The sequence below is a fragment of the Streptomyces dryopteridis genome (assembly GCF_049606955.1).
Lineage (GTDB): Bacteria > Actinomycetota > Actinomycetes > Streptomycetales > Streptomycetaceae > Streptomyces.
Genome location: NZ_CP187113.1, coordinates 3,142,141 through 3,156,860, shown reverse-complemented (window position 1 = coordinate 3,156,860; position 14,720 = coordinate 3,142,141). Strand labels below are relative to the sequence as shown.

Below are 14,720 nucleotides of genomic sequence, written 5' to 3'. Positions count from 1 at the left end.
CAGCCGGACCGCCCGGTCCGCCGAGAAGGAAACGGAGCAGCAGACCCGCAATGGGTGAACCTCCCAGTCCCAGCCGTGCCACACCCAGCCCGCAGCATCCTGAGCCGGGAGCGGGGGTGGCACGGTGACCGAGATCCTGCTGCTGCTCCTCGCCCTGGCGTTGACCCTTGCCTGCGCGGTGTTCGTCGCCGCCGAGTTCTCCCTCACCACGGTCGAACGCAGCGAGCTCGAACGAGCCGCCGCCGCCGGTGAGCGCGGGGCCGAAAGCGCCCTCAAGGCCGCCAAGCGGCTCACCTTCCAGCTGTCCGGCGCCCAGCTCGGCATCACGGTGACCTCCCTGGTCATCGGCATGCTGGCCGAACCCTCCGTGTCGGCCCTGCTGCGCGGCCCGCTGGAGGCCGTCGGCCTGCCCGCCGGCGCCGTCCCCACCACGGCCACCCTGCTCGGCGTGGCCGTGTCCACCGTCGTCCTCATGGTCGTCGGCGAGCTCGTGCCCAAGAACTGGGCCATCTCGCGCCCGCTGGCCGTGGCCAAGGTCGTGGCCGGCCCGCAGCGCGCGTTCACCGCCGTCTTCGGCCCCCTGATCCGTCACCTCAACAACACCGCCAACCGGCTGGTCCGCCGCTTCGGCCTGGAACCCGCCGAGGAACTGGCCTCCGCCCGAGCCCCCGAGGAGCTGGTGGCGCTGGCCCGGCACTCGGCGCGGGCCGGCGCGATCGAGGCCGACTCGGCCGAGCTGTTCGTGCGCACCCTGCGGCTGGGCGACCTGACCGCCGAGAACGTGATGACCCCGCGCGTGGACGTGCAGGCGCTGGAGATGCGCGCCACCGCCGCCGACGCCGCGAACCTCACCCTCGCCACCGGCGTCTCCCGCTTCCCGATCTACCGCGACAGCCTCGACGAGGTGGTCGGCACCCTGCACATCCGCGACGTGCTCGACCTGGAGGAGGAGGACCGGCCGCGCACCCCCGTGACCGAGCTGATGACCTCCGCGCTGCTCGTCCCGCACTCGCTGCCCGTGGACACCCTGCTGGAGCGACTGCGCCGGGCCCGCACCATGGCCGTCGTCATCGACGAGTACGGCGGCACCGCCGGCGTGGCCACCGTGGAGGACATCGTCGAGGAGGTCGTCGGCGAGGTCCGCGACGAACACGACCCCGAGGAGACCCCCGCCCTGGCCGGCGCCCCCGAACGGGACGGCCGCCGCGTCTGGGAGGCCGAGGGCAGCGTCCGCACCGACGAACTCGCCGAGATCGGCTTCGAGCCCCCCGAGGGCCCGTACGAGACCCTGGCCGGACTCATGGCCACCCGCCTGGAGCGGATCCCCGCCGTCGGCGACGACCTGGAGGTCGACGGCTGGCACCTCACCGTGCTGCACGTCGAACACCACCGCGCCGACCGGGTCCGCGTCACCGCGCCCGACCCGACCGTGAACCGAGACCGAGACCGCGCGTCCGCGACCGCGGGCAGCGGCGCCCCCCGGGAGGAGGCCCGATGACCACCGTCCAACTGTTGATCGGCCTGCTCACGCTGGTCACCAACGCGTTCTTCGTCGGCGCCGAGTTCGCCCTGATCTCGGTGCGCCGCAGTCAGATCGAACCGCTGGCCCTCAAGGGCAACCGGCGCGCCAAGACCACCCTGTGGGGCCTGGAGCACCTGTCGGCCATGATGGCCACCGCCCAGCTCGGCATCACCGTCTCCTCGTTGGTGCTCGGCGCCGTCGCGGAGCCGGCCATCGCCCATCTGCTGGAGGGCCCGTTCGCCGCCGTCGGCGTGCCCGAGCCGCTGGTCCACCCGATCGCCTTCGTGATCGCCCTGACCCTCGCCACCTACCTGCACATGCTGGTCGGCGAGATGGTCCCGAAGAACATCGCGCTCGCCGCCCCGGCGCCGACCGCCCTGTTCCTCGGCCCGGCCCTGGTCGCCCTGACCCGTGCCATGCGCCCGCTGATCTTCGGCATCAACGCCTTCGCCAACAGCATCCTGCGGCTGCTGAAGGTGGAGCCCAAGGACGAGGTCGGGGCCGTCTTCACCGACGACGAACTGGCCCGCCTGGTCGAGGACTCCCGGGAGGCCGGCCTGATCGACCACGAGGACAGCCGCCGGCTGCGCGACGCCCTGGAGCTGGGACGCCGCACCGTGGGCGAGGTGATGATCCCGCGCGCGGAGTTCGTCACCGTCGGGCCCGAGATCACCCCGCGGGAGCTGGAGCGGACCGCCGCCCGGCACGGGTTCTCCCGCCTGGTCGTCAGCGAGCCGGGCGGCGGCATCCTCGGCTTCCTGCACATCAAGGACGCCCTGGCCGCCGCCGACCGCACGGCGCCCTTCCCTCGCGAGGCCCTGCACACCGTCACCACGGTCGTCTGCGACACCCCGCTGGACGACACGATGACGGCGATGCGGGCGGCCGGCACCCACCTGTCCGCCGTGGTCGACGCCGAGGGCGCCGTCATCGGCTTCGTGACCATGGAGGACGTGCTGGAGGAGCTGGTGGGCGAGGCGGTCGCCCCCCGCGCCTGACGCCCACGCACCACGACGGCCCGCCCGCCGCACCCCCGAGGGGTACGACGGGCGGGCCGTCGCCTTGTGTTTCACGTGAAACAGGCTGTTTCACGTGAAACAGGGCGGTGATCGCGGTGGGTTCCCCGCGCCGATCGGCGCACAGTCGGCCGGCGCGGGTCCGGGACACCCGGGTTCAGCCCTCCGCGATGACCATGGACGCCGCGATGCCCGCGTCGTGGGTCTGGGAGACCAACCAGCCGGTGATCCCCAGGCCCCGGGCCAGGCGTTCGGCGTGGCCCGTGACCAGGACCGCCGGCCGGCCCGAGGGTTCCTGGGCCACCTCGATGTCCCGCCAGCCGATCCCGGCCGGGGCCCCGATGGCCTTGAGCACGGCCTCCTTCGTGGCGAACCGGGCGGCGAGGGAGGCGGGGCCCCGGGTAGTGCCGTCCGGGGCCACCCGCTCCCGGTCGGTGAACAGGCGGGGGGCCAGGCCCGGCGTGCGGCACAGGCTCGCCGCCAGCCGGTCCACGTCCACCACGTCCATCCCGATCCCCCGGATCACCGGGTCACCACCGGGGCCCGGGAGACCCACGAGGTGGGGGCGACGGGGGCGCGGCCGGTGGAGCGGGGAGCGGGATCCTTCGGGTCCCGCACTCCCAGGGCCCCCAGGATCCGACCGGTCACGGCCTCGACCGGGCCCTCGGCGATCACCCGGTTGAGGCGCGAGCTCGCCGCGTACCAGGCGGTCAGGGGCGCGGTCTCGGCCCGGTGCACCGCGAGGCGGGCGCGGACGGTGGCCGCCCCGTCGTCGAAGCGCTGGAAGAGCTCACCGCCACAGCTGTCGCAGATCCCGGTGACCAGGGGACGGTGCGTGTCCACGTGGTAGATGTGGCCGTTGTCGCGGCGGCACAGCTGCCGGCCGGAGACCCGTCGCACCACTTCCTCCTCGTCCACGACCAGTTCCACGACCGACACCGGTTCCCGGGTGCCGACGGAGAGCATGGTGTCGAGGGCGGCGCCCTGGAAGGCGTTGCGGGGGAATCCGTCGAGGACGAAGCCCGCCGCGGCCTCGGGGCGGGCCAGTGCCGACCGCGTCATCGCCGTGATCAGCGAGTCCGGGACCAGCCGGCCCTGGGTCATGAAGCTCTCGGCCCGCCGGCCCAGCACGGTGCGGGCGGCCACCTGCTCGCGGAGCAGGTCACCGGTGGCGAGGTGCGGGACCCCGAAGCGGGCGGCCAGCCGTCGGGCCTGGGTGCCCTTGCCCGCTCCGGGCGGGCCGATCAGGACCAGTCGCATCAGACCGTCGCCTCCCGGGCCTCGGCCGCGGCCGGGGCGGGCTCGGCGGCGGGGTGCGCGTCGGCGGCGGGTTCGGCGCCGGCCGGGGCCTGGCGGTTGCCGCGGGCCAGCAGGGTGACCAGCACGGCCGACATGATCAGCAGGCCGCCGGTGAGCCACAGCCCGGGACGGACCGAACCCGTCCAGTCCTTGAGCCAGCCGGTGAAGTAGGGGGCCGCGAAGCCGCCGAGGCTGCCGATGGTGTTGACCAGGGCGATGCCGCCGGCCGCGCCCTTCTTCGTGAGGGTGGCCGTGGGCAGGCTCCAGAAGACGGGGATCGCGGAGAGCACCGAGACGGCGGTGACGCTGATGACGACCATGGTCAGCATCGGCGTGCCCATGTAGAGGGCGAGCGGGACGGAGACGCCGGCGACGACCGCCGGGACCGCCACGTAGCGCGAGACCCGGGTGGAGCTCTGGGCGCGCCGGCCCCACCACAGCATGGCGACCGCGCCGAGGGCGTAGGGCACCGCGTTGATCAGGCCGCGTTCCAGCAGGGTGAACGGCGCGCCGCCCTCGCCCTGGAAGCCGGCGATGATCGTGGGGAGGAAGAAGCTGAGGGCGTACAGGCCGTAGATGATGCCGAAGTAGGCCAGGCCGAGGAGGAGGGTGCGCGGGGTGAACCAGCCGCCGCCCTTGGCGGAGGCCGCCTCGGAACCGGCCTCGGAGCCGGCGCCGGACGTAGCGGGCGGCTCTTCGTCCCGGGCCACGGCGGCCAGCAGGTGGTCGCGCTCGCGGGGGGTGAGCCAGCGGGCCTCGGCGGGACCGTCGGGGAGCATCTTCCAGACGACCACGGCCAGCAGCAGGGCGGGCAGGCCCTCCAGCAGGAACATCGCGCGCCAGCCGGAGAGGCCGAACATGCCGTCGGCGGCCTGCATGAGCCAGCCGGAGAGCGGGGCGCCGAGGGCGGTGGACAGCGGCAGGGCCACGAAGAACACCGCCATCAGGCGGGTGCGGACCGAGCGCGGCAGCCACAGGGTCAGGTAGTAGACGATGCCGGGGAGGCAGCCGGCCTCGGCGATGCCCAGCAGCAGTCGGGCGGTCTGGAGTTGGCCGGCGCTGGTGACGAAGGCCGTGGCGGTGGCCACGATGCCCCAGGAGACCAGGATGCGGACCAGCCAGGCGCGGGCGCCGAAGCGGCGCAGCGCGAGGTTGCTGGGGACCTCGACGAGGGAGTAGCCGAGGAAGAAGATGCCGGAGGCCAGGCCGAAGGCGGCCGAGGTGAGGGCGAGTTCCTCGTTCATGCCGTTGGGCGCGGCGAAGGCGATGTTGCTGCGGTCGAGGTAGCTGACCAGGTAGAGCAGGCCCAGGAGGGGCAGCAGGCGTCGGGCGACCTTGGTGTAGAGCCGGTCGGAGTCCACCGCGCCGCCGTCGGGCGGGGTCGGGCGGCCGGCGGGTCTGGCGCGGTCGAGGGGTGCGGTGCTCACGAGGCGTCCTCCAGCAGGTGTGCCAGGTCGCCCAGGGCGGCCTTGATGTGGTCGTGGGTGATGTCGCCGAGCCGCAGGACGCGGATGCCCTGGTCGGTGACGGTGACGATGGTCGAGGAGGCGGTGGTGCCCTGGTGCTCGCCGCGGACCACCATGTCGACGGCGGGGCCGATCTGGCGGACCGCCAGGTCCAGGTCGACGAGCACGCCGTCGGCCTGGCCGGACAGGTTCGCGGAGGTCATCGCGACGGGCCGGCCGGTGAACTCGATCAGGCGCTGGATCGTCGGGTTGGACAGGCAGCCGATGGCGACGGTCGGGCCGCCGCACACCAGGTGGTCGGGGATGCGCGGGGAGCGCGGCAGGACGATGTTGAACGGGCCGGGCCAGAAGGCGTCGGCCAGCCGGCGGACCGCCTCGCGCCGGTCCTCGGGGACCTCGGTGTACTCCTGCCATTCCTGCGGGTGGCGCACGAACAGGGTCAGCGGGGAGGTCGGGGGGCGGCGCTTGACGGCGAAGGCGCGTTCCACGGCGGCCTGGTTCCAGGGGTCCAGGGTCAGCGCCAGGTTGGTGTCGGAGGGGGCGACGACGACCCCGCCGCCCCGGATCAGTTCGCCGGCGGTGCGCAGGTTCTCGTCGGTGGGTTCGGCCACGGTGACCTGGGGTTCGGACGTGGTGCTCACGGATGCTCCTCGGGTGGGACGACTACGGGTGGTGCGCGGCCGGGCGGGGCCCGGTCACTTGCTGAGCGGGGTGGCGGAGTCGACGGCGACGAACCGGCGCGGGACCTCGACGGCGCGCAGCCGGCCCCGGCACCAGCGGCGCAGTTCGGCGGCGTCCGGGGCCTCGGCCCCGGGGCGGGGAAGGATCTCGGCCCTCAGGCCCTGGCCCTCGGGGTCGGGTCCGACGCGGGCCGCGCCGACGGCCGGGTGGTCGGACAGGACCCGTTCGACGAGGCCGAGGAAGACCTTCTCGCCGGCCACCGAGGCGACCCGGCGGGCCCGGCCGACCAGGCGCAACGAGCCGTCGGGGAGCCGTTCGCAGATGTCGCCGGTCGGGACCCGCAGGCCCTCCGGGTAGGGCACGTAGCGGCCGTCCCGGTAGGAGCCGATCTGCGCGGTGGGTGTGATGACCACGAGTTCGCCCCGGTCCGGGTCCACCGGCTCCCCGGGCACCGGGTCCAGCCGCAGCTCCACCCCGTCGAGGGGGGTGCCGAGCACGTCGTGCCGGCCCGGAACGGTCAGGGGGTTGGTCGCGACACGGGGGCCGGCCTCGGTGAGGCCGTAGGTGGTGAACACCTCGGGGACCCCGCGGTCGCGGAGGGCCGCGAGGGCGGTGCCGCCGAGCCGGTCGCCGCCGATGGTGACCTGGCACAGGGTGTCGGGCAGGTCGATCGCGCCGTCGAGGACCCGCATCAGCAGGTGCGGGGTGAGCGCGGTGTGGGTGGTGCGGTGGTCACGGGCCGCCTCGGCCCAGCGGACCACCGAGAACGGCGGCTCGACCAGGGCCAGGTCCATGCCCCGGTGCAGCACCCCCAGCACCCCGCAGACGAAGGCGGAGGAGAAGAACAGGGACTGCGAGAGCAGGTAGCGGCTGCCGGGGCCGGCCTGCGGGTCCACGCTCTCCCAGTGCATCGCGGCGTTGCGCAGCAGGTGGGAGCGGGGGTGCACGACGGCCTTGGGCAGGCCGGTGCTGCCGGAGGTGGCCAGCACCAGGCAGGGCTCGGCCGGGGCGGGGTGCTCCGGGGCGGCGTTCTCCGGAGCGGCGTGCTCCGGGGCGGCGGGGTTCAGGCGCAGCAGGACGCCGGCCGCGTCGTCGGCGCCGCCCCGGGACCAGGCGCGGGCCACGGCGGGGGTGGCCCGGACCGCGCGGGCCCCGGTGGCCTCGGCCAGCAGCCGGTAGCTCTCGGGGGCCAGCGAGTCCGACAGCAGCACGGGGGTCAGCCCCGCCTCCCAGGTCGCCGCGAGGTCGACGAGGGTGTTCAGCCGGCTGCCGGTGGCCAGCAGCACCCGGTCCCCGGGGGCCAGTCCCTGATCGGCCCAGGTCCGGGTGCGGTCCGCGATCAGGGCGCGCAGCTCGCCCGCGTCCAGGGTGCGGACCCCGGCCTGGGCGTATTCGGTGACCGAGCTCGCCGGGTGGATCCAGTCGGCGGCGCTCATCGGCCCACCCCCGTCACCAGCTCGTGCAGGATGCCGGGCACCACCCGGTGCACGGCCGCGAAGTCCTCGGGGCCGCTCGCCGTGATCGCGCCCTCGGCCACGAAGCGCTCCGGGTCGAAGGACTCGACGCCGGGCCGGTCCTCGGTGGGCGGCTCGTCCTCGTCGGCGGCGGTCGGCGCGTCGTAGAGGGCGGCCGGCACGAGGCGGACCACGTGCTGTTCGTAGCCGGTGGGCTCGACCCGCTCCACGGTCCCGAACACCGCCAGGCCCTCGCCGCCCTTGCCGTCGGGGCCGGGCAGCCAGGTCACGTGTCCGGCGTGTGCCACGCTCACCACCTGCGTGGACAGGCGCAGCGCGGCCAGGAACAGGGCGCCGTCGAGGGTGGCGCGGCGGCCCGCGAGGACCACCGAGGGGCCTTGGGCCCCCAGGGCCCGGGCGGCGCTCTGGGCCACGATGTTGTAGCCGGAGACGGAGAAGGTGGACGGGGAGCGGCGACCGGCGGCCAGGGCGCCGGCGAAGGCGCGCACCGAGCTCTGGTTGCCGCGCCGGCTGCTCACGAACACGCCCTCGACCCACGGGTCCCGGTCCGCGGCGGGCTCGCCCCGGCGGGCGGCGACCGCCTCGGCGGCGAGCGCGGCCAGCCGGGAGGCCGGGTCCTGCTTGGCCCGGAGCCGGTCCGGGGTGACCGTGGTGATCACGCCGGAGGGCACGTGGTCGCGCTCCAGTTCGGCGCGGAACCCCTCGGTCGCGAGGACGACGGCGTCGCGCAGGCGGAAGGCCCCGCTCAGCCCCTCGAACAGCAGAGTCGTCATGTCAGGACACCTCCTGGGCGCAGACGGTGGCGGCGTATCGGACGCGGCCGTGGGTGGTCAGTCGGGTGTGGACGGTGGAGAGCCGGCCGGAGCGGACCAGTTCGGCCTCCAGGCGGGCGCCGGTCAGGCTCCAGCCCGTGTCGGCCGCCTCCGTCACGTCGGGGACGGTGAGTTCGGCGAGCTTGGCGGGGACGCAGCGGGCGGCGCCCCGGGCGGTGGCGGAGAGCCGGCAGGCGATCTGGTGCAGGGCCTCGACGGCGATCAGGTCACGGGCGGCCGGGGTGTGGGCCGCCGGGTCCTCCGGCAGGCGCAGCTCGGCGGTGGCCCGGTGCGGGCCCGGGGCCGCGGTCTCGGCGGCGGCGTCGGTCAGGGTGAGCGGGCCGCACAGGGAAAGGAACCAGCCCTCAGCCATGGCCGACGTCTCCCGGCCAGGTGCCCATGATGTGGTAGCCGGAGTCCACGTACACCGTCTCGCCGGTGACCCCGGAGGAGAGGTCGCTGAGCAGGTACAGGGCGGTGCCGGCCACGTCCTCGGGGGTGATGGCACGACCGAGCGGGCTGCGGCCGGCGCGCTGGGCCATGGAGGCCGCGAAGTTGGGCAGGCCGAAGGTGGCCAGGGTGCGCATGGGGCCGGCGGAGAGCACGTTCACGCGGGTGCCGGTCGGGCCGAGTTCGGCCGCCAGGTAGCGGGCCGAGGACTCCAGCGCGGCCTTCGCGACGCCCAGCACGTTGTAGCCGTGGCAGACCCGCTCGGAGCCGAGGTAGGAGAGGGTGAGCACCGAGGAGTTGGCCGAGAGGTACGGGCGCAGGGCGCCGGCCAGGCCGATCAGCGAGTAGACGGAGCTGTCCATCGCGTGCCGGAAGCCCTCCCGGCTGGTGCTCGCCAGGCCCCCCGCCAGTTCGTCCTTGTCGGCGTGGGCCACGGCGTGCACCACGAAGTCGATCTCTCCGTGGCGTTCGGCGAACTCGCGGGTGACCCGCTCCAGCGCGCCGTCCTCCAGCACGTCGCAGTGCCCGAGGTACGGGTCGGGGGCGTCGGTGCCGGCCGTCAGGCGCGGGGTGGCCCGCTGGAGCCACTGGCCGGCGCTGGACGCGCGGTAGGTGAACCCGAGCGTGGCGCCCTCGGCGGCCAGGCGCTGGGCGATGCCCCAGGCGATCGACCGTTGGTTGACCACGCCGAGCACCAGGCCCTTGCGGCCGGCGAGCAGTCCCGCGGCGGTCGGGGCCGAGGAAGACGGCTCGGTGGTGGCGGTGGACATGGTGGTGGGCTCCTTCGGAAGGGAGGGGACGGGACGGGCGGGTCGGCCTGCGGCGACCTCGGCGGGCGGTGTTTCACGTGAAACGTCCGCTCGTGTTTCACGTGAAACAGCGGTGCGCGTTTCACGTGAAACAGCGACGGGGGCGGGGCTGCTCACAGGTGGGCACCACCGGCGACCGGCAACACGGCGCCGACCAGCTCGGGGCTGCGGGTCACCAGGGCGGCGACCACCTTGGCCACGTCGCGCGGGTTGGTGAACCGGCGCAGCGGGATCTCCTGGAGGTACTTCTTGCGGGCGCTGCCCTCCAACATCACCTTGGTGAGGTCGGTTTCGACGAACCCGGGCTCGACCACGTTGGCGAGCACGTTGAACCGGGCGCCCTCCAGGGCGATGTTGGCGGCGTAGCGGGTCATGGCCGCCTTGCTGACCCCGTACATCGCGTTCCCGACCCGGGCGTTGCGCCGGGCCTGGGAGGAGATGAAGACCAGGTCGCCCCGGCGCTGCTTGATCAGGTACGGCAGCACCGCGTGCGTGAAGGTGACGGCGCTGCCCAGGTTGGTGTCCAGCAGGTCGTGCAACTCCGGCCAGGTCACCTGCCCGACGAGCTTGTCCACGGTGAGCCCCTGGTTGTTGACCAGGGCGCGCAGCCGGCCGTCGGCGGCGATCCGGGAGACGAACTCCCGCACCTGGTCGGCGTCCCGGCCGTCCACCCGCGAGCCGCGGGCCAGGCCGTCGGTGGCCTCGGTGAGTTCGTCGGCGGCGCGCTTGGAGCTGAGGTAGGTGAACTCGACCTGGTAGCCCTCCTGGGTCAGCCGTCGGGTGACCGCGCGGCCGATGCCCCGCGCGCCGCCGGTGACCACGGCGACGGGCCGGGCCGCCTCCTCGCCCTGGGCACCGCCCTGCGTCGCGTCCTGCTTCTCGTGCTGCTTGTCGTGCTGCTTGTCGTCCTGGCTGCGGTCCTTCGGCCGGTCCGTCATCTCAGGTCACCTCCCCTCGTATCGCGACGGTCCACGTGCCGTCGTCCTGCTCGATCTGCGCGGTGACGCGGACGGATGCGTCCGCGAGGCGTTCCGCGGTGAAACGTGCCCGGGCCGGCGGGACCAGGGGCCGCGCGAAGCGCACGTCCCGCAGGCCCCGGGTCCCGGGGTGGATCCGGCGGGCCAGGTCCAGCAGCAGCCGGACCGAGGCCGAACCGGGGAACATCGGGTTCCCCGGGAAGTGCTCGGCGAAGACGGGCCAACTCGCGTCCAGGTCGAGCAGGAGGCTCGCCCGGTCCGCGTCCACCTCCGGCTCGGGCGCCGAGGGGATCCCCAGCACCGGCGGGGCGAGGGGGGCCTCGGTCGGGGCCGCCGCGCTCATCGCGCCGCCCCCGTCCGGACCCGACCGGGCGTCCGGCGGGCCGCGCCCGAGGCCAGTCGCTCCAACTGCCCGAGCACGAAGCCCGCGTAGGACTCGGCCGTCACCCGGGGGCGCGCCTCCCGCGGCACGTGGGCGTCCAGCACCGCGTGGTCGAAGACGAACCCGCAGTTCATGAAGCCGATGTTGTCGGCGTTGACCGAGGCGTAGGCCCGGTCCAGGGCCGTCGTGGCCGGTCCGAGGCGCAGCAGTTCGGCGCCGACCGCCTCGTTCACGGCCGCCACCGCGTCCCCGTTGCCCAGGCTCTGATCGCCCAGGTGGTAGTACGGGGCGACCTCCGCCCCGGCCCGGGCCCGCACCGACAGCGCGGCGCAGGCGCGGGCCAGCTGGTCCACGTGCGCCAGCGGCGGGGCCGTCGCGGGGTCCACGTCCAGGCTGAGGGTCGCGCCCCGGGCCCGGACCTTGGCCAGCATCTCGACCAGCGTGTAGTAGCCCGCCCGGTTGGCCTGCACCGGCGCGTGCCCGACCGGGCCGATCACCGAGCCCAGCCGCAGCATGGTCACCGGGGTGCCCTCGCGCAGCCGCAGGTGGTCGAGCATGTGCTCGGTCAGCAGCTTGGACACCACGTACGGGTTGACCGCGTCGGGCGTCCAGACCGGCTCCTCGAACACCGTCTCGCGCCGGCCGGGCAGCCCCGGTCCGGTGACGCCGACGGTCGAGACGTGGAAGAAGCGCTCCTCCGGGGGGCACAGCTCCAGCAGCCGGAGCACCTCGGTGGTGTTCGCGTCCACCGTCTCCGTCAAGCGGTCCTTGTCGTACGAGAGCGAGGCGCCCACGTTCCACACCTGCGCGACCCGGTCGAAGCCGGTCGCCACGAGCTCGGCCCGGGTCAGTCCGGCGGTCGACCGGACCTCGATCCGTGCCACGGCCCGCGCGGCCGCGACCCCGGCGGCGACCGTGTCCTCCTCCGCGCCGACACCGGCCTGCGCGGTGAGCACCCGGGCGATCCGGGAGCGCACCCGCTCCGGCTCGGCCGGGCCCGGGGTGAGCACGAGCACCCGGTCGAACCCGCCCAGCAGGCTCGCGGTCAGCTCCGCGCCGACCAGCCCGCCGGCTCCCGTGACCACCAGTCGGCGGCCCTCGTTCTTCGCGGTCATCGCCGGACCTCCAACACCACGCAGGAGTTGGCGCCGCCGAACCCGTAGGTCACGCTCGCCCCCAGCAGGGGGCCCCGGCCCGGCTCCGTCGCGATCTCCTCGGCTCCGGCCGCCTCCCGTACGGTCGTGCCGATCGTCGCGTCGGGCAGGGCGTGGGTGGTCCCGACCGCGATCGGGATGCCCGCCCAGCGTTCGTGCGGCTCGCGCAGCCCGGCCACCGGAGGGGCCTCGCCGTCGCGCAGCGCGCACGCCGTGAGCAGGGCCTCGACCGCTCCGGTCGCGCCCAGCGAGTGGCCGAGCGCGCCCTTGGTCGCGGAGACCACGGTGGTGCCCTCGGGGAAGACCGCCCGGTAGACGGCGGCCTCCAGCTCGTCGTTGACGGGGGTCCCCGAGCCGTGCCCGTTGAGGTGGGCGATCTCGCCGGGGGTCGCCCCGGCGCGGGATATCGCGTCGCTCAGCATCCGGGCCGCGCCCCGACCGGTCAGGTCGGGGGAGGTCAGGGAGTCGATGTCGGTGCCGGAGCCCCAGCCCCGGACCTCCGCGAAGGGGGTGCCGGTGACGAGGTCGGCGGCGGCCAGCACCAGGCAGGCGGCGCCCTCGGCGACGGTGGTGCCGTCGGAGGCGGAGTCGTAGGGCCGGCAGCGGTCGGGGGACATCGTCTTCAGGCCCGAGTGGCCCATGAACTTGCCGGGTTCCAGCGAGTCCACGCCCACGGCCAGGACCACCGGCGCCACCCCGGTGGCGACCAGGTCGGCGCCGTAGCCGATGGCGTCGGTGCCGGAGGAGCAGGCGGACGAGAGGAAGACCACCGGGCCGGTCAGGCCCAGTTCGGCCGCCACCTCGCCCCAGAAGTGGTCGAGTTCCACGTCCGGGCCGGTCTGCTCGAAGATGTCGCCGAGGCTGACGCCGACGGTGACCCAGGCGTTGGTGAGCTGTTCGCGGGTCAGCCCGGATTCGGCCTCGGCCTTGGCCAGGGCCTCTTGGATGGCGGAGCCGGCGAGGGCGGCGAGGCGGGGGCCGCCGGTCAGCGTGCGCAGTCCGGCGACCTCCCCGACGACCCCGCTGCGGCCGGCGGCGGGGGCCGGGAAGAGGGTGAGCGGGCCGAGGCCGCTCTTGCCCTTGCGGACCAGTTCCCAGGTTCCCTCGGCGGAGGCGGCCAGGCAGGTGGTGGCCCCGGCCGAGGCGACGAGCACTCTCGTCGCCTCGGCGGCGCCGCCGCTCGGGGTCGAGCCGCTCACGCGGCACGCTCCACGGCGTCGGCCGGAGAGGTCTCGGAGACCGCGACGGTCTCCCCGGACGCGGAGGCCGCGGCCAGGCGGGCGGCGAAGCTCTCCGGGACCGGCAGCAGCTTGTACGGGTCCTTCTGGACGAAGACCAGGTTCAGCTCGGCGCGGGCCAGGATCCTGCCGCGGGCCTCGGAGCGGAAGCTCAGGCGCAGGGTCCGGTCGAGGTTCTCGACCTTGGTGACCGAGACCTTCACGATGTCGTCGCGCAGGGCCGAGTTGCTGTAGGAGGCGCGGACCCGGGCGACCCGGACCTCGACCCCCTCGCCGAAGAAGCCGGGGGGCTCGCTGTAGCGGCTGAGGAACTCCTTCAGCGCGTTGCTGTACCACTTGAGGTAGTTGGAGAAGTGGACCACGTCGAACTCGTCCACCTCGGCTTCGATGACCGGGTGTTCCAGACTCAGGATCATTGCTGGCTCTTGTCGTCTTTCGTGTCTCGGCGTCCGTGGGCGGGTGGGGTCAGCCGGCGAGCTTCTCGCCCACGAGGGCGACGATGCGGGCGACGGTGGCGAAGTTGTCGGGCACGAACTCGCCGTCGGCGACGGAGATGCCGTACTCGTCCTCCAGGTGGGCGAGGAGCTCGGCGAAGCCGAGGGAGTCGACGCCGACCTCGGTGCCCAGGAGCATGTCGTCACCGATCTCGGCGGGCTCCATGTCGATGAAGAGGGCGTCGACGATGAACTGCTTGAGGTGGGTGGCGATGGCCTGGGGGGCGACGGTCTCGTTGGCGATGACGGACATGGTGGAGCTCCTTCTGGTGGGTTCCGGGGCCGGTGCTCCGGCCTGCCGGGGGGATCTGCGGAGGATGTGTGCCGTGCGTGGTGCGGAGGGTGTGCGTGGGGCGGGGCGGTGGGCACCGCGTGGTGCGGGCCGGTTCCGGTCCCGCCCGGCTCCCGTGCCCCGGGGCCGGGGGCCCGTGGTGGGCCGGGCCGCGTTCGGCGGCCCGGCCACGCGCCCCGGTCGGGCCTGGATCAGGCGTCGAGCGAGGCGAGACCGGCCTGGGCGATCTTGATGTCGTCGCTCCAGTGACCACCGCTGACCCCGACACCGCCGACGACCGCGCCGTCGACGACGATCGGCAGGCCGCCGCCGAAGACGATCAGGCGGCGGATACCGGTGGGGGCGCCCATGGCGAGCGGCTGGTCGTCCTTGATGAACTCGTGCCACTGGTCGGTGGGCATCCCGAAGCCGGCCGCCGTGTACGCCTTGTCCTGGGCGATCTCGACGGTGAGCAGGGCCGCGCCGTCCTGGCGGTTGAGGGCGTTGAGGTTGCCGGACTCGTCGACGATGGCGATGGTCGAGGGCTGCCCGAGGTCGGCGGCGGCCTTCTCGGCGGCCTTGAGGACCTGCTGGGCGAGCTCGTTGGTGAGGGCGGGGCGCTGACGAATCTGAGCGGACATCCGTTTTCTTCCTTTTCTGGTGATCCGTCCCTC

Annotated in this window: 17 protein-coding genes; 2 read left to right on the top strand and 15 right to left on the bottom strand. The window is 74.2% G+C overall.

Annotated elements, in window-relative coordinates:
- The first annotated feature begins 124 nt into the window (after positions 1-124).
- Positions 125-1,498, top strand: a complete 1,374-nt coding sequence (locus tag ACN20G_RS13465) for a hemolysin family protein (protein ID WP_424213007.1) — start codon at positions 125-127, stop codon at positions 1,496-1,498.
- The gene (locus ACN20G_RS13460) at positions 1,495-2,520 is read left to right on the top strand and encodes a hemolysin family protein (RefSeq protein WP_424213006.1); all 1,026 of its coding nucleotides are present in this window, start codon (positions 1,495-1,497) and stop codon (positions 2,518-2,520) included. The genes ACN20G_RS13465 and ACN20G_RS13460 overlap by 4 nt, the downstream gene beginning before the upstream one ends.
- 175 nt (positions 2,521-2,695) lie before the next feature.
- Here ACN20G_RS13460 and ACN20G_RS13455 read toward each other — a convergent pair whose 3' ends face one another.
- From ACN20G_RS13455 to ACN20G_RS13385, 15 genes are all read right to left on the bottom strand, one after another.
- A complete protein-coding gene (locus tag ACN20G_RS13455) occupies positions 2,696-3,064 on the bottom strand; it encodes a holo-ACP synthase (RefSeq protein WP_424213005.1) in 369 nt (122 codons plus the stop codon).
- Entirely contained in the window at positions 3,061-3,798 is a 738-nt protein-coding gene (locus ACN20G_RS13450; protein WP_424213004.1) for an adenylate kinase, read from the bottom strand. The genes ACN20G_RS13455 and ACN20G_RS13450 overlap by 4 nt, the downstream gene beginning before the upstream one ends.
- Positions 3,798-5,264 carry an MFS transporter gene (locus tag ACN20G_RS13445; protein ID WP_424213003.1) on the bottom strand — a complete coding sequence of 489 codons (1,467 nt, stop codon included), beginning with the start codon at positions 5,262-5,264 and terminating at the stop codon, positions 3,798-3,800. The genes ACN20G_RS13450 and ACN20G_RS13445 overlap by 1 nt, the downstream gene beginning before the upstream one ends.
- Complete coding sequence (locus ACN20G_RS13440; RefSeq protein WP_424213002.1) at positions 5,261-5,944, bottom strand: L-threonylcarbamoyladenylate synthase; 684 nt, start codon at positions 5,942-5,944, stop codon at positions 5,261-5,263. Before ACN20G_RS13440 ends, ACN20G_RS13445 begins: the two co-directional genes overlap by 4 nt.
- A gap of 54 nt (positions 5,945-5,998) precedes the next feature.
- A complete protein-coding gene (locus tag ACN20G_RS13435) occupies positions 5,999-7,420 on the bottom strand; it encodes a class I adenylate-forming enzyme family protein (RefSeq protein WP_424213001.1) in 1,422 nt (473 codons plus the stop codon).
- Entirely contained in the window at positions 7,417-8,232 is an 816-nt protein-coding gene (locus ACN20G_RS13430) for a hypothetical protein (RefSeq protein ID WP_424213000.1), read from the bottom strand. Before ACN20G_RS13430 ends, ACN20G_RS13435 begins: the two co-directional genes overlap by 4 nt.
- A 1-nt stretch (position 8,233) precedes the next feature.
- Positions 8,234-8,644: a hypothetical protein gene (locus tag ACN20G_RS13425; RefSeq protein WP_424212999.1), complete on the bottom strand. Its 411-nt coding sequence runs from the start codon at positions 8,642-8,644 to the stop codon at positions 8,234-8,236.
- Entirely contained in the window at positions 8,637-9,491 is an 855-nt protein-coding gene (locus ACN20G_RS13420) for an enoyl-ACP reductase FabI (RefSeq protein ID WP_424212998.1), read from the bottom strand. Before ACN20G_RS13420 ends, ACN20G_RS13425 begins: the two co-directional genes overlap by 8 nt.
- A gap of 152 nt (positions 9,492-9,643) precedes the next feature.
- A complete protein-coding gene (locus tag ACN20G_RS13415; RefSeq protein WP_424212997.1) occupies positions 9,644-10,468 on the bottom strand; it encodes an SDR family NAD(P)-dependent oxidoreductase in 825 nt (274 codons plus the stop codon).
- Position 10,469: 1 nt separating this feature from the next.
- The gene (locus ACN20G_RS13410) at positions 10,470-10,850 is read right to left on the bottom strand and encodes a hypothetical protein (RefSeq protein ID WP_424212996.1); all 381 of its coding nucleotides are present in this window, start codon (positions 10,848-10,850) and stop codon (positions 10,470-10,472) included.
- Positions 10,847-12,004 carry an NAD-dependent epimerase/dehydratase family protein gene (locus tag ACN20G_RS13405; protein ID WP_424212995.1) on the bottom strand — a complete coding sequence of 386 codons (1,158 nt, stop codon included), beginning with the start codon at positions 12,002-12,004 and terminating at the stop codon, positions 10,847-10,849. Before ACN20G_RS13405 ends, ACN20G_RS13410 begins: the two co-directional genes overlap by 4 nt.
- Positions 12,001-13,242 (bottom strand): beta-ketoacyl synthase N-terminal-like domain-containing protein, encoded by a 1,242-nt coding sequence (locus ACN20G_RS13400; RefSeq protein WP_424212994.1) that lies wholly within the window; start codon positions 13,240-13,242, stop codon positions 12,001-12,003. The genes ACN20G_RS13405 and ACN20G_RS13400 overlap by 4 nt, the downstream gene beginning before the upstream one ends.
- A complete protein-coding gene (locus ACN20G_RS13395; RefSeq protein ID WP_424212993.1) occupies positions 13,239-13,697 on the bottom strand; it encodes an acyl-CoA thioesterase in 459 nt (152 codons plus the stop codon). Before ACN20G_RS13395 ends, ACN20G_RS13400 begins: the two co-directional genes overlap by 4 nt.
- A 49-nt stretch (positions 13,698-13,746) precedes the next feature.
- A complete protein-coding gene (locus ACN20G_RS13390) occupies positions 13,747-14,028 on the bottom strand; it encodes an acyl carrier protein (RefSeq protein WP_424212992.1) in 282 nt (93 codons plus the stop codon).
- A 230-nt stretch (positions 14,029-14,258) separates the two neighbouring features.
- A complete protein-coding gene (locus ACN20G_RS13385; protein ID WP_424212991.1) occupies positions 14,259-14,687 on the bottom strand; it encodes a GlcG/HbpS family heme-binding protein in 429 nt (142 codons plus the stop codon).
- Positions 14,688-14,720: the final 33 nt, after the last annotated feature.

Bases quoted from the DNA above. Each gene is read 5' to 3' on its own strand.
- ACN20G_RS13450 (WP_424213004.1), bottom strand. From the start codon at position 3,798: ATGCGACTGGTCCTGATCGGCCCGCCCGGAGCGGGCAAGGGCACCCAG.
- ACN20G_RS13420 (WP_424212998.1), bottom strand. From the start codon at position 9,491: ATGTCCACCGCCACCACCGAGCCGTCTTCCTCGGCCCCGACCGCCGCG.
- ACN20G_RS13410 (WP_424212996.1), bottom strand. From the start codon at position 10,850: ATGAGCGCGGCGGCCCCGACCGAGGCCCCCCTCGCCCCGCCGGTGCTG.
- ACN20G_RS13460 (WP_424213006.1), top strand. From the start codon at position 1,495: ATGACCACCGTCCAACTGTTGATCGGCCTGCTCACGCTGGTCACCAAC.
- ACN20G_RS13430 (WP_424213000.1), bottom strand. From the start codon at position 8,232: ATGACGACTCTGCTGTTCGAGGGGCTGAGCGGGGCCTTCCGCCTGCGC.
- ACN20G_RS13415 (WP_424212997.1), bottom strand. From the start codon at position 10,468: ATGACGGACCGGCCGAAGGACCGCAGCCAGGACGACAAGCAGCACGAC.
- ACN20G_RS13405 (WP_424212995.1), bottom strand. From the start codon at position 12,004: ATGACCGCGAAGAACGAGGGCCGCCGACTGGTGGTCACGGGAGCCGGC.
- ACN20G_RS13390 (WP_424212992.1), bottom strand. From the start codon at position 14,028: ATGTCCGTCATCGCCAACGAGACCGTCGCCCCCCAGGCCATCGCCACC.
- ACN20G_RS13385 (WP_424212991.1), bottom strand. From the start codon at position 14,687: ATGTCCGCTCAGATTCGTCAGCGCCCCGCCCTCACCAACGAGCTCGCC.
- ACN20G_RS13425 (WP_424212999.1), bottom strand. From the start codon at position 8,644: ATGGCTGAGGGCTGGTTCCTTTCCCTGTGCGGCCCGCTCACCCTGACC.
- ACN20G_RS13395 (WP_424212993.1), bottom strand. From the start codon at position 13,697: ATGATCCTGAGTCTGGAACACCCGGTCATCGAAGCCGAGGTGGACGAG.
- ACN20G_RS13435 (WP_424213001.1), bottom strand. From the start codon at position 7,420: ATGAGCGCCGCCGACTGGATCCACCCGGCGAGCTCGGTCACCGAATAC.